We start from the raw sequence: 12,567 nt of genomic DNA on the forward strand, positions 1-12,567 counted from the left end.
GACGGTTCATGCGCCTGCCCTGGCGCGATGGAACACGTCGAGGTGCGGGGCGGCCGGCTCGATCCCGTGGGTCCGGAAGAAGGCCATGCGGAACAGGTCTTCCGGGTCCCGCTCGGCAAGGCGGACCATGGGATCGCCCACCGGCGCGAGGTCGGGCGACGGGGCATCGACGCTCGCGACCCGCACGTCGACGACCTTCACCGGGAACCCTTCGGCGATCCGATCCACCTCGGCCCGGTAGGCCGCGGGCAGCCCGTCGCGGGCGAGCCGGATCTGCAGGAAGGGCCGTGCCTCGACCGGCAGGTCGGGATCGAGGTCGAGGGCCGCGAGCCGGTCGCCGAGCTCGCCCAGCGTCGTGTCGCCTGCATCCGGCAGCCGCAGGAAGGGGACGGGCCGGTCGATGACGACGTGTTCCGTCCGTGCCGGGCCGTCGCCGAGGGTGACGAGGCTGACCCCGTGACGGTAGGCCAGTTCGGTGGCCGAGAGGGGGATCAGGGAGCCCGAGTAGCGCACGATCGGGCGCCCCACTTCCTGGGCCCGATGGAGGTGGCCGAGCGCGACGTAGTCGGCGTCCTCCGGGAAGACGTCGGGCGGGACGGCGTGCTCCCCGCCTACGAGGATCCGGCGTTCCGCCCCTTCGGATTCCAGCCCGCCGGCGACGTGCAGGTGGCCGGTGACAAGGTACGGCAACCCGGCAAGCTCAGGCCGGGCGGTCTCGTGGAGCGCGGCGTAGAGATCGCGCACCGCCCCGACGATGGGGGACCCGGCCCCCTCGCGGACGCGGCGGGCGGCGAGGCCGGGCAGGCAGGCGGCGGTGGGATACGAGACCCCGAGCACGTGACCCGCCACCGCGCCGTCCTTTCGGATCGGGACGAGATGGCCCGACAGGTCTATGGCGCCGCCGGGACGCCGCACGTTGCCGACGACATGGACGCCGATCGCATTGAGGAGAGCGCGCGGCGCCTCCAGCCGGCCGGCCGCGTCGTGGTTGCCGGCGGTGACCACGATCGTCATCGCGGGCCGGGCCCGATGCAGGCGCACCAGCGTCTCGTAGAACAGACGCTGGGCCTCGCCGGACGGGTTCTGGCTGTCGAAGACGTCGCCGGCCATCACCAAGGCGTCCGGCTTCCGTTCCTTGACGAGGGCGACGAGCGCGTCGAACACCCGCGCATGCTCATGCTCGCGCAGAAAACCCCGCAGGGTCTGCCCGATGTGCCAGTCGCCGGTGTGCAGGACGCGGATCATGGCATCACTTCCGTCGATCGTTCGTCGTGCCTGCGGCCTTGGGCGTGGTCCGAAGCCGGTACACGCGAGAGGGCGTCGGCGTTCTCGGCCAGGCGCACGCGGATCTCGTCCAGGGTGACGGGGCGGTAATCGAAGCAGTCGACGCCGACGTCGGTGCTCGCGGCGGTCCCCGGCAGGGTGCCATGGGAATGGCCGTAAAGGTGGATATCGCCGCGGTGCATCCTCGGCCAGACCCGGTGCGCGTAGTGGCTGAGGAAAAGTCCCTGTGGCGACCCATCGAGATTTTGGACGACCACGCGGGCCACGTCGACGACGGGCCCGGCCCATGGAAGCCTCACGCTGATGCGGTCGTGGTTGCCGCGAACAAGGAAGATACGACCCTTCAGTCGCGAAAGGATCGCGCGGGCGTGGGCCTCGGTGCAGCGGTAGCAGAAGTCGCCGATGTGCCAGACCGTGTCCTCGGGGCGGACGGCGGCGTTCCAGTTCGCAACCAGGGTCTCGTCGTGTTCCTCGATGGTGGCGAACGGTCGATTGAGCGCCATCCGGGGGCTCAGGATCTGGCGGTGCCCGACGTGATGGTCGGCCGTGAACAGGGTTCGTGGCGGCATTTCGAGCTCCTCGCAAGTGCGCGGAGGCTCGACGCATGGGTCGTCTGCACTCCGGAATTCAGGGGGGCGAAGGACGGCCTATGCGTTTCATCGGGAAGCTCCTCGGACGACGATTCCTTATTTCCTGGACGTGGCCCCGGCGCAAGGTCGGAGACTCCACGGGTAGCGCATAGCGGATAGCGCGACACGCGACGCGCTACGGAATCGGCAGGTTCGTTAACCATGTTCGCGTTTCCTGGCGTCCTTGGCGGGGGGGCGGGCGATGGCGGGTAGGAAGGCGGATCCGACGCGGATGGAGGATCCCCGGCGGTGGGAGGTCTTTCGTGCGGCGGACCAGATCCGGGCGGAAGGCAAGGAGCGTGTCTCGCTCCGGACCGTTTGGGCACGGGTCAAGCTGAACGCGGGAGTGGCCGGCAACAACCAGAGCGTCGGCGGGCACCTGGCGGAATGGACCCGGGAGCGCGCGTACAGCCCGATCATCGAACTCGCGGGCTTGCCGGAAGCGGTCGAGACGGGGCTGGCGAAGGCCGGCGTCGCGCTGTGGAAGGCGGCGCAGGCGGAGGCCGCGGCGATCAACGAGAGAACGCGCCTTCGCATGGCGGAGGCCATCGCGGCGGAGCGGGAGCTCCGGCACGAGGCACTGGGGATGGTGGACGCGCGGGACGCCGTGATCGAGGCCCAATGCAACGAGATCGCCTGGTTCGCGGACGAGCTCGAACGGATGAAGGAGCACCTCAGGACGGTTCGGGCACGGGATTTCTGGCAGCGTGTCATCCAGGAGGTCAGGGATATCCTTCCGGAGCGCGAGGCCTTGCACGTGGGCGACATTACGCTTCGGATCGGCGCCGACCTGGTTCAGGAGGCGGAGGAGCACGTGCAGGCCTGGAACGTCGACACGGTCAGGGGGGCCATCGACGAGCGGATATACCGCAAACGGTATTTTGTTGCGGAGGGCGGCGGTCGCTATCGGAGGCGCAGGCCGGAGGACGGCGGGGTGGCGGCCTGAGGCGTGCCGTCCTTGTTCGGGAGGGAAGCCTGACGCCACGAAGGCCATCGCGGGTTCTCCGCGATGACCGCAGGTGTCGAGCGCCGCACGGAACCGAGCGGTGACGGATGCGACAGGCGGGAGGAAAACCGTCCGGCCCGGCTGATGGAAGGCTTGGGTATCGGCCAAGCTGGTCATTGCGACAGCCGTCGATGTGTTCTAATTTTGTTCCCATGGCCCAGAGCTCTGCGATAGAGTGGACGGAGGCGACTTGGAACCCGGTGACGGGTTGCACCAAGATCAGCTCCGGCTGCGACAACTGTTATGCCGCTCGGTTCTCGGAGCGTTTCCGAGGCGTTCCGGACCATCCGTTCGAGAGCGGGTTCGATCTGACGCTTCGGCCCCGGCGCCTGGAGCAGCCGCTCCAGTGGCGACGTCCGCGGATGATCTTCGTCAATTCGATGAGCGACCTTTTCCATAAGGACGTCCCGACGACGTTCGTCGATCGCGTCTTCGATACGATGGAGCGGGCGGACTGGCACGAGTTCCAGATACTCACGAAGCGTAGCTCGCTCATGCGGGATTACGTCAACGCCCGCTATGTCTCTCGTCCGGTCCCTCCGCACATCTGGCTCGGGGTGTCGGTCGAGGATGGGACGAAGAAATCCAGGGTCACCCATCTGCGGAATACCAATGCCTCGGTGCGGTTCCTGTCCGTGGAGCCCTTGATCGGGCCGATCGGGGATTTAGATCTCCGGGGCTTGCATTGGGTCATCGTCGGGGGGGAGAGCGGACCCGGCGCACGTCCGATGGAGAAGGCGTGGGTCGTCGACCTGCAGGAGCGGTGCGGGCGTGCCGACGTCCCCTTCTTCTTCAAGCAATGGGGCGGGCGATCGCCGAAGTCCGGCGGGCGGCTACTCGACGGACGCGAGTATAACGGGTGGCCGAGGAACGCGCGCGCGGCGATGTCCGCTGCCGTGTAGGGGCGACTGATGAAGCCGGATCGGGTGACGTGGCCCCTTGAGGACCACACCAGGGCCAAGCACGAGATCCTGCGGCGCTACCTCCGGGCGTGGTTCCCGATCCTTGCGCTCGGCGGGTTCCCCCGGATGGTGTTCATCGACGGCTTCGCGGGGCCGGGCATCTACGACGACGGCAGCGACGGGTCCCCGCTGATCGCGCTCAAGGCGTTCCTCGACCAGTCCGCGCCGATCCTCGCCGAGTGCCATTTCCATTTCATCGAGAAGGAAGAGGCCCGCGCGGACCGGCTCCGGGAATGCATGGCGTCGTTGTTCGCGGCCCGGCCGCGACCGCACAACCTCCATGTCCGCGTCCATTCCGGCGAGGGTTTCGAGCAGGTCTACGCGACGGCGCTGCGCGATCATCCGCGGAACGCGCCGGTCTTCGCCCTGGTCGACCCGTTCGGCTGGAACGGCATCCCGATGACGGCGATGCGCGACCTGATGAACCGTGCCAGCGGCGAGGTGCTGGTCAACTTCATGTTCGAGGAGATCAACCGCTTCCTGACGCACCGCGACCAGCCGGACAACTTCGATGCGCTGTTCGGCTGCGCGGACTGGCGCAAGGTCGCCGCCTTGCCGCCCGCACAGCGCAAGGCCGGCATCCGCGACCTCTATGCCGCACAGCTCGTGTCTATGGCCGGGGCCCGTTTCGTCCGGCACTTCGAGATGCGCAACGGGCGCGAGCGGACCGACTACTACCTGTTCTTCGCGACGAAGAACCAGAAGGGTCTCAAGAAGATGAAGGAGGCCATGTGGTCGGTCGACCAGCGGGGCGGGATGGCCTTCTCCGATGCGACCGACCCGGGCCAGCAGGTGCTGTTCGACGGCAGCGATCTCTCCCAGCTCGAAGGCATCCTCGCGCGCCGCTTCTCCGGGGCGGCGGCCGACGTGGACGAGATCGAACGCTTCGTGGTCGAGGAGACCGCCTTCCGGGAGACGCACTACAAGGGGATACTGAAGGGGATGGAGGCACGGGTCCCGGCCGCCATCCAGGTCGAGGCTTGCCGGGAGGGCCGGAGGCGCGGGACCTATCCCGCCGGGACGCGCGTCCGGTTCGCGTAGTCCGACCACGATCCCGGTGGGCCGACCTTACCGCGCCCGGCCGAAATGCCGATCGCCTCAGACCGCCAATAACGCCGACGCCGAAGCGACGGGTCGCTTCCTCGGCATTGCCGGGCGGGGGCGTGGCCGTGCGGGTCGCGGAGGGTTCACCGACGCGGTATCGCCCAGCGGAAGCGCCTGCTGCACCGGCGCGAGGGGCAGGGACACCGGCCCGGATCCGGTCTCGACGCAGCGTTGCAGCATTCGGGCGATTGCGGCCCCGTCGAGGTCGGCCAGCATGGGGTTCGTGAAGCTGCCGCGCTCGCTCGCCATCATCCGTCCCCATCCGTTGTCCCGGATCTGCCGGGCGACGTGTTGGGCCAGCCGCGTGCCGATCGCGGCCTCCCACTTGTAGGCGTAACGGAGCGCGCGGACGGCGTTCCCGAGGGGATTGGGATTCGGTTCGAGGTTGATGTCGATCACGCGCCGGCGCACCCGATCGAAGTAGCATGACTTGGCGATGAGCCTTTGCTCGTCGACCGAGTAGAGTACGGCGTCCCAGTCGAAGAACGTGACGTCGACGAGGTCGTGCAGGGTCGCGACGGGCACATGCCCGTTCACCGCGGCCCAGGTCCGCTCAAGCGGCCAGACGTCGACCTTCCAGCGATCGAGCGCGATGCCGTAGCCGCCGAACTTGTTCACCTTGGCGCCGAGCCGCTCGACGGCCCGTTCGAAGGCCGGCATCGAGCGGGGATCGACCACGAAGTCGACGTCCGACTTGAACGCCCTGTTGCCGGCCAGCAGCAGGTCGCGGAGGAACCCTCCGATCGCGACCGCGGGCCCGTGGTCGAGCAGCATGCAGGCGAAGGCGGCGACCTCGCCCCTCGCGCACGCCTTCGTCGTGAAGAAGTAGTCCGCCCGGCCCTTCAGAAGCCGGCTGTCGTTAACGCGGGGCGGATGCGCCGACATGAAACTCCTGGAGCTCCTGGTGCAGGTCGAGAGCGTACTGGTCGGTCATGCCGGCCACCATGTCGGCCATCAATTGTAGCTCGCGGTAGCGCACCGGCAAATGCGCGTTGTCACCGCCTGTGGATGACGCCCTGTCCTCGAAGACGCGCCGGTAGTTTTCCGAGATCCGGCCGTAGGCGTAGCGCGCGAACGGGGAGGTGCGCCGCGAGCCGGGATCCTCGAACGATTCGCGCTCGGTGATGCCCCGCCATAGCATGTCGAGCAGGCCCTGGATGGTGTTGAAGCCCCCGAGTTCGATCCTGAGGACGGCCTTGTGTCGGTAGGCGTGCTCGGTGTCGAATTCCTTCATCTCGGCGGCGAAAAGCTCGGCGTCGCTAAGGTCGATCAGGGGCTTCTCGATGCCCGTGGTCATGATCGCCTCGTAGTTGGCCTCGAAGGCGTTGATGACGGCCGAGACCATTGCCGTGATGGCATGCGCGCGGAAGACCTGCATCGAGACGTCGTTGAGCTCGGAAGGCGAGAGCCGGGCGGTCCGGGCCTCGGCGGCGCCGTGCTTGCCGGCCGAGAGGACCCACTGCGCCAGCGCATTGCCCTTCAGCTTCGGCCGGCTCTCCAGCCAGGCCATCAGGTCCGCGAATGAGACGAGTTCCTTCTTCACCGCATCCTCGGCGTCGACGACGAGGTACGCGATGTCGTCACACGCCTCCATGATGTGGGTCAGGGGGTGCCGGATGACGCCGGACAGGCCCGCGGCCTCGCGGAAGCGCGCGACGAGATCGGCCTCCGAGGCGAAGTAGCCGACCTTGCGCACCGGCGCCGCGCCGCCCTTCTTCTTCGTGACGACCGCGTCGGAGGACACGGTGTACTTCATCAGCGCCGCAAGGGTGCCGAAGGTCAGGTTCAGGCCGCGGTTGTCCTTCACCACCTGGAGCCTTGTCAGGGTGCGGACCGTCTGGGCGTTGCCCTCGAACTGGCGGAAATCCTCGCGATGCTGCGTCGTCAGCCTCTCCAGGTCCCGGAGGATGCGCTTACGGCCCTCCTCGCCGACGCGGTGGGTCTCGGCATCGCCGACACCGAAGATCAGCGGGTCGTTGCGCACGATCCAGTCCCGGATCGCCTCCTCGCCCTGATGGCCGAAGGGCGGGTTGCCCATGTCATGGGCCAGCCCGATGGCGCCGAGGATCGCGGGGATCGCGCGGGCCGCCTCCGCGCGCTTACCCTCGCCCAGGCTGGTGCAGGCCTCGTCGAGGATGGTGGCCCCCAGGGGGCTGTTCACGATGTGCGTGCCGATCGAGCGCGCGAGGTTGGCGACCTCGTGGCTGTGGGTCAGGCGGTTGCGGACGCTCTCGTTGGGTTCGAGCGGGAACACCTGGGTCTTGTCGCCGAGGCGCCGCGTCGGCGTGGCAAACAGGATGCGATCGAAATCGCGCTCGGTCTCGGTGCGGCTGTCGACGAGCCAGGGCTGCGCCTCGGGCTTGGGGACGTCGACCTTTTCCTCGGCTTCCGGCTTCGGCAAACGGGTGACGCTCAGGAGCTTGCCCCAATCCAGTCTTTGCGCCTGTGCCATTCCGTCTCCATTGACGATGCGCGGGTGTCGGGATCACCGGCCGGATGGTCCCGCGTCGAAGGCGTTTCCGGGGATCACGGGCGATGCGGGCGCCCCAATCGTCCGGCGAGGTGATCGACGCCTGAGCTTAAACGTCGGAGGCGGGTCCGGGGTCCCCGCCGTTCGACTGTCCGACCGACCGCTCACGCGACCCGCGCCGCGTCGTCATACGCTCACGGCGGGCGACGTCGTGAATCTCGGTAAAGCCGGCGCGCTCATGGCGGCCCTGCGATCGCCGGACCCGACCGCCCCGACCAAGGGGCGACGGCCCAGGGCCGCGAAGCGGATCACGTTCCCCGTCGGTCGGTCCTTGACCGGCGAGGCCGTCGCGGGCCCGGACCCGCGTCCGGCGGTGGCATGAGGGCGTGCTCATCGGGCCCGAAGGCATGACGTCCCCGGCCCGCGGTGCATTCCGGGTTCGGCTAGGTTTGGGCATGCAATCCCCACAATCCACCGAAACCCTATGAAGGTTTGCACAAGTCTTCGTTTGGCATTGACGCCGATTCCCGTCGTTCGGTATGTGATCGACGTGCCTGACGGCATGACCTGCGCCGCGGCGATCGCCCGCGGCCCGCCACCGCCCTCGTAGCTGACGCTCGGGCGGGCCTTGATCCGAGGCGATGCCATGTCACCCGACCGCTCCACGCGAAAACGCGCGTCCGGGCCTGTCCTTCGGACAGCGCCATGGGCGTGCATGGCTTCAGGCCCACTCGCGCCTCGCCCGAACCGCAAACCCACCGAGGTCTAGCAGCCGCGATCGCGGCCGCCTGCCTCGCGCGTGGAGGCCGCCGCCATGACCATCTTCCCCCACATCGGTCGCATCGTCGATACGGCTAGGCGACCCTTCGACTTCCTCGACGGGATCGGCCGTCCCGGGTGCCCCGGATCCGTCGACTTCCTTGCTTCCCTGCTTGCCCGGCTGCCGCCGGGCATTCCGCCCGTTCCCGCAGTCGGCCAAGCGGCCGCGCCGTCGGGCGCCCGCCGCCGGCAGGCCCACCCCGGCATCGGCCCGGTCCGGATCCCGATGCGCGGCGGCCATGCCGCTGCCGGGGTGTCGACGCGCATCGGAAACCCCGAGCGGCATCATCGGGCGGTCGCTCCCTCATCTCATGACGCAGCCGAGGCATCCGCCGCGGGAGCGGATCCCGATGTGCGGCTTCGTCCCGTCACAGTGGGTTCGGCCAAGCACCCCGCCCGGCCATCGCGGACTGGGCGCCCATCCCTGCGGCCCGGGCCGCGGCCAAGGACGGACCGGACCGGCTCGTCAGCCAAACCCATCGCTTCGCCGACGACGACGGACGCGATGAGACCAGCGGTTGAAGCGGAGGGTTGCGACCATGGATGACGACCACGAACGCGGCGTTCCCGATCCGGGCCTCCTGAGGCTCGCCAGGGCGCTCGGACGCTACCAGGCGATCCGGGATCGCCAGCCCGGCGGCGACGATCGGGAGCGTCGGGGCGGGCCTGGACGGGATGCTCGAAGCAGCGACGGCAGGAATGGAAAACTTGCGGCGCGCCGGGCGATCGATGATGCCTGAGTGGTCTCAACGACGGGAACGTTCCTCGTGACGCCATTCCGGCCAATCGCCACCATCGCGAACGACCGGCGAAACGCCCTCATAGGCTAGGGCGACGCCTTTCGGCCCGACCCCTTGCGCGGGGTCGGCGCGGCGTACGGCCCATGCGAGCCCAGGGCCTCCCCGACGATCCCGTCACAGCGCCGCCTCCGCCCGGATGCGGTCGACCGAGCATGCGCCAGGCGCTGCCGCCCATGCCAATCAGCGAGACAGCCATGTCCAGGAAGAACAAGACGCGAGACCTCGCGGAACAAGCGTCCCCGGCGCGGCCCAGGGTCGCCGTCTACGCCCGCTACGCGAGCGTGGGGCTATCAACCGATGGCATCGACCGTCAGGTCGCCGCGGCGGTGGACCACGTCGAGGAGGTGGGCGGCGACCATGTCGCGACCTTCGCCGACCATTCGCACGGAGGTGCGTCCACGGATCATCGCCACGAGCTGCGACGCATGCTCGAAGCCGCCGAGGCCCGGTCCTTCGGGATCGTGGTCGTCGAAGATCTCGACCGGGTGTCGCGCGATCACGACACCCTCCTCACGGTGTTCGACCGGCTGCATTCGCTCGGGATCGAGGTCCATCTCCCGGGGCGGGGAAAGCTGTGCCGCACGGACGTCTCGCTCAAGGGCATGATGGAGCCCGGGGCCGGCACGACCGCGCCGGGCCGGAGGTCCCGCCGGTGAGCCCCGCGTTGACGGAACGGCGCCCAAAAGGACTTGAGCAGGTCATGCGCCGGGCTTCGATAGCCTAGGGCGACGCGCTGCCGCGACCCGTTCCGGCGGGACCGGCGCGGCGCATGACCCGATGAGGCCCCGGGTCGGCTCTCCCCCCTTCAAGCCGCTTCCCACGGGGAAGCGGGCGGTCCCGCACGCGCATGGCGCTGCCGGCCCAAGCTTCGCGAGACATTACCATGACCACGCCCGACAACACCCCGGCGCAAGGCGCCGCCCCCGCCACCCATTCCGAGCCGACCTACTTCGCACTGCGCCGGAACGACCGGCCGGAATTCGTTGCCCCGGACCTTCGAAAGGCGGTGGTCTACGCTCGCTTCTCCACGACAGGCCAGAAGGAGGTCAGCATCGATCGCCAATGCGAGTTGGCCGGCGAATACATCGAGGCGACCGGCCGTGTCCTCGCCGACACCTACGTGGACCGCGCCCGCAGCGGCGCCTCCATGGCCGGCCGCGACGAGCTCGAACGCCTGCTGGTCGATGCCACGACCGGGGCGTTCGGCATCGTGGTCGTCGAGAACGTGGACCGACTGGCGCGCGACCTCGGCATCCTCAGCACCGTCTACAAGCGGCTGCTCGGCCTCGGTATCGAGATGCACCAGCCGGGACGCGGCCGGCTTTCCCTCACCGACATCGCGGTGCAGGGATTGATGGGCGACGAGAACCGTCGCATCCTCAGCGAGCGGACGCAGTTCTCGCGGGACGTCATGGCCCGCGAGGGTCGGTTCCCGACGGGTCCCTGCTACGGCTACGCCAAGGTCCCCGGCCGCCCGGGCGAACCGGTCGTCGACGAGGCACAGGCCGAGGTCGTCCGGCGCATTTTCGGAATGCGCGCGGCCGGTCTCAGCCCCAAGATGATCACCATCGCCCTCAACCGGGCCGGGACCCTGACGGGTAAGCTCTGCCATTGGTCCGAGCGACACGTCCGGGATATCATGACGAACCCCCGATATATGGGGGTCCTCGTCTACAACCGGTATCGTTCCGGCAAGCACCCCAAGACGGGGAAGCGCCAGTACCTGCTCCGTCCACGGAAGGACTGGATCGTCACGGAGGTCCCGGACGCGAGGATCGTGGACCAGAAGCTCTGGGAGCAGGTCCAGCAGATCACCGAGGGGCGACGGGCGGATCCCGGCAGGCGGCCGAAGACGCATGCAAGGGATTACCTACTCTCCGGCCTCGCCTCGTGTCCTTCCTGCGGGGGAAGGATGCGCATCCAGCGGTTCATGCACCGCCCCCCCAAGTTCCAGTGCGCCTCGTATGCGCTGAGGAGGACCTGCGACGACAAGACGATGTCGAGCGTGATCGACGTCGAGCGCCTCGTGGTGGGCCTCGTGTCGGACGAGCTTGCGGATCCGGCCTTCACGCAGGCTTATATCGACGGGTACAATGAGGAAAGCGCGCGGAAGGATATCGAGCATGTCGGGGTGCGTGCCGAACTGGAGCGCCGCGTCGCTACGCTGGACCGCAAGCTCACGGCGTCCTTCGAAGAGGCGCTGACCAGAGGCTTCACCAACGCGCGGCTTGCCGAATGGCGCACCCGCATCGAGCGTGACCTTTCCGACGCAGAACGGGACCTCCACCGCACGCCCCGTCATCCCAAGCCTATCGGCATCGATCGCGAACGGCTGGGATCCCTCAGGCAGAGCATGGCGTCGCTCTCGGCGTCCGCTCCGTTCGAGGCATCGGACGAGGCCGGAATGATGCTGATGGCGGACTTCCGCAACCTGGTCGAGAAGGTCGTGGTCACCCGGGTCGGCATGGAGGTAAGCGTGGCCGTCATGCTGAGGGTGGGTATCCTCGTCGAGGCGTCAGGAGGACGCGACGCGACCGCCGGCATCGGTACGCGCGTCGTGAACGGCATGTACCGCATGCACCTCACGGAACGCGACGCATACAAGTTCAGCGAGGCGCGACGGATCGCCGATAGGCGCGCCGCCGACGGTGTCTACGCTCTCGACGATCGGGAATGGTCCATGATCCTGAAGGTTTTCCCACGCAACGCGGTCGATCCGGTCAAGCGTCGCATGGCCGTGGATGCGATGGTGTTCCGTCAGATGACGGGCGCTTCCTGGAACTGCCTGCCCGCTTCGTTCGGCAACATCATCAACATCCGGATCCTGTTCTACGTGTGGAAGGGACGTGGCCTATGGGACCGCATCGTCGCCGCGCTCGTCGAACACGATCCGCGGCGGTGGCAAGGCCTCGCCACGCCGCTGACCCCGACGTCCTATAAGGACCTTTGCGCCAGGGAACCGACGAATCCATAATCGGCCTCGTCTCCAGGCGGTGGGTCAGTCGGAGCCCGCCTCTGCCGGCAAGGGCTGGTCGATGGGCCAGAACTTGCCGGCCACGTTGCGGAAGTGGCTTTGGTGGTAGGCCCGCTTGTAGAGCAGCGTGTAGAGGGCGTCCGGGCCCATCCTGTCGTTATAGTGGAGATGCGAGAAGATCTCCCTTGCCGAGAGCGGCTTCCCGCTCTGCTTGATGATGTTCAGTGCATCCATCGCGACCTCGTTGTTGAACCGACGGCTCTCCGACAGCACCTCGTTCGGTCCCCGGGATGCCTTCCTGCGAGCCTTCCGAGGCGCCGGCTCGAACCCTTCGACGACTGCGTTCGAAGGTTCGACGCCACTCGACGACAGGTCGTTCAGCAGTGTCTTGCCGCTCGCGATGAACGCTTCGACGAGCTTCCGTCGCCGCGCCAGGTCGGCGATGCGTCGATCGATGGTTTCGAGCTCGGCCGCCGCACGGTCGAGGTCCCGACGAAGGCGTACGGCGTCCACTCTGCA

At 68.1% G+C, this 12,567-nt stretch carries 11 protein-coding genes; 6 read left to right on the forward strand and 5 right to left on the reverse strand.

All coding sequences use genetic code 11. From position 1 onward, the window contains the following. Positions 1–6 precede the first annotated feature (6 nt). Both LGR69_RS12135 and LGR69_RS12140 read right to left on the reverse strand, forming a co-directional pair. On the reverse strand, positions 7–1,245 hold the full coding sequence (locus tag LGR69_RS12135) for an exonuclease SbcCD subunit D (RefSeq protein ID WP_066925643.1): 1,239 nt from the start codon (positions 1,243–1,245) through the stop codon (positions 7–9). After that, a complete protein-coding gene (locus LGR69_RS12140; RefSeq protein WP_066925647.1) occupies positions 1,242–1,853 on the reverse strand; it encodes a metallophosphoesterase in 612 nt (203 codons plus the stop codon). The genes LGR69_RS12135 and LGR69_RS12140 overlap by 4 nt, the downstream gene beginning before the upstream one ends. Before the next feature lie 292 nt (positions 1,854–2,145). Between LGR69_RS12140 and LGR69_RS12145 the strand changes: the two genes are divergently transcribed. From LGR69_RS12145 to LGR69_RS12155, 3 genes are all read left to right on the forward strand, one after another. Next, positions 2,146–2,859, forward strand: coding sequence for a DNA-binding protein (locus LGR69_RS12145; protein WP_066925650.1), 714 nt, complete (start codon positions 2,146–2,148; stop codon positions 2,857–2,859). Between the two features lie 212 nt (positions 2,860–3,071). Further along, the gene (locus LGR69_RS12150; protein ID WP_066925653.1) at positions 3,072–3,821 is read left to right on the forward strand and encodes a DUF5131 family protein; all 750 of its coding nucleotides are present in this window, start codon (positions 3,072–3,074) and stop codon (positions 3,819–3,821) included. A gap of 24 nt (positions 3,822–3,845) precedes the next feature. Beyond that, on the forward strand, positions 3,846–4,922 hold the full coding sequence (locus tag LGR69_RS12155; protein ID WP_197430701.1) for a three-Cys-motif partner protein TcmP: 1,077 nt from the start codon (positions 3,846–3,848) through the stop codon (positions 4,920–4,922). A gap of 57 nt (positions 4,923–4,979) precedes the next feature. On the opposite strand, the gene LGR69_RS12160 is transcribed toward LGR69_RS12155, so the two are convergent. Beyond that, positions 4,980–5,870 carry a hypothetical protein gene (locus LGR69_RS12160; RefSeq protein ID WP_066925659.1) on the reverse strand — a complete coding sequence of 297 codons (891 nt, stop codon included), beginning with the start codon at positions 5,868–5,870 and terminating at the stop codon, positions 4,980–4,982. Further along, positions 5,845–7,437 carry a dGTP triphosphohydrolase gene (gene dgt, locus LGR69_RS12165; RefSeq protein ID WP_066925662.1) on the reverse strand — a complete coding sequence of 531 codons (1,593 nt, stop codon included), beginning with the start codon at positions 7,435–7,437 and terminating at the stop codon, positions 5,845–5,847. The genes LGR69_RS12160 and dgt overlap by 26 nt, the downstream gene beginning before the upstream one ends. A gap of 1,376 nt (positions 7,438–8,813) precedes the next feature. Here dgt and LGR69_RS12170 point away from each other — a divergent pair. From LGR69_RS12170 to LGR69_RS12180, 3 genes are all read left to right on the forward strand, one after another. Next, entirely contained in the window at positions 8,814–9,014 is a 201-nt protein-coding gene (locus LGR69_RS12170; protein ID WP_156453921.1) for a hypothetical protein, read from the forward strand. 212 nt (positions 9,015–9,226) lie between these two features. Further along, a complete protein-coding gene (locus LGR69_RS12175; RefSeq protein ID WP_197430702.1) occupies positions 9,227–9,730 on the forward strand; it encodes a recombinase family protein in 504 nt (167 codons plus the stop codon). Positions 9,731–9,957: 227 nt separating this feature from the next. Further along, positions 9,958–12,048: a recombinase family protein gene (locus LGR69_RS12180; RefSeq protein ID WP_066925667.1), complete on the forward strand. Its 2,091-nt coding sequence runs from the start codon at positions 9,958–9,960 to the stop codon at positions 12,046–12,048. Between the two features lie 24 nt (positions 12,049–12,072). On the opposite strand, the gene LGR69_RS12185 is transcribed toward LGR69_RS12180, so the two are convergent. Continuing rightward, positions 12,073–12,561, reverse strand: coding sequence for a hypothetical protein (locus LGR69_RS12185; protein WP_066925671.1), 489 nt, complete (start codon positions 12,559–12,561; stop codon positions 12,073–12,075). Positions 12,562–12,567: the final 6 nt, after the last annotated feature.

This window comes from Methylobacterium brachiatum, from assembly GCF_020523825.1.
GTDB classification, from domain to species: domain Bacteria; phylum Pseudomonadota; class Alphaproteobacteria; order Rhizobiales; family Beijerinckiaceae; genus Methylobacterium; species Methylobacterium brachiatum.

Excerpts from the sequence above, each read along its gene's own strand:
- LGR69_RS12135 (WP_066925643.1), bottom strand. The coding sequence starts at position 1,245 with ATGATCCGCGTCCTGCACACCGGCGACTGGCACATCGGGCAGACCCTG.
- LGR69_RS12140 (WP_066925647.1), bottom strand. The coding sequence starts at position 1,853 with ATGCCGCCACGAACCCTGTTCACGGCCGACCATCACGTCGGGCACCGC.
- LGR69_RS12145 (WP_066925650.1), top strand. The coding sequence starts at position 2,146 with ATGGAGGATCCCCGGCGGTGGGAGGTCTTTCGTGCGGCGGACCAGATC.
- LGR69_RS12150 (WP_066925653.1), top strand. The coding sequence starts at position 3,072 with ATGGCCCAGAGCTCTGCGATAGAGTGGACGGAGGCGACTTGGAACCCG.
- LGR69_RS12160 (WP_066925659.1), bottom strand. The coding sequence starts at position 5,870 with ATGTCGGCGCATCCGCCCCGCGTTAACGACAGCCGGCTTCTGAAGGGC.
- dgt (WP_066925662.1), bottom strand. The coding sequence starts at position 7,437 with ATGGCACAGGCGCAAAGACTGGATTGGGGCAAGCTCCTGAGCGTCACC.
- LGR69_RS12170 (WP_156453921.1), top strand. The coding sequence starts at position 8,814 with ATGGATGACGACCACGAACGCGGCGTTCCCGATCCGGGCCTCCTGAGG.
- LGR69_RS12175 (WP_197430702.1), top strand. The coding sequence starts at position 9,227 with ATGCGCCAGGCGCTGCCGCCCATGCCAATCAGCGAGACAGCCATGTCC.
- LGR69_RS12180 (WP_066925667.1), top strand. The coding sequence starts at position 9,958 with ATGACCACGCCCGACAACACCCCGGCGCAAGGCGCCGCCCCCGCCACC.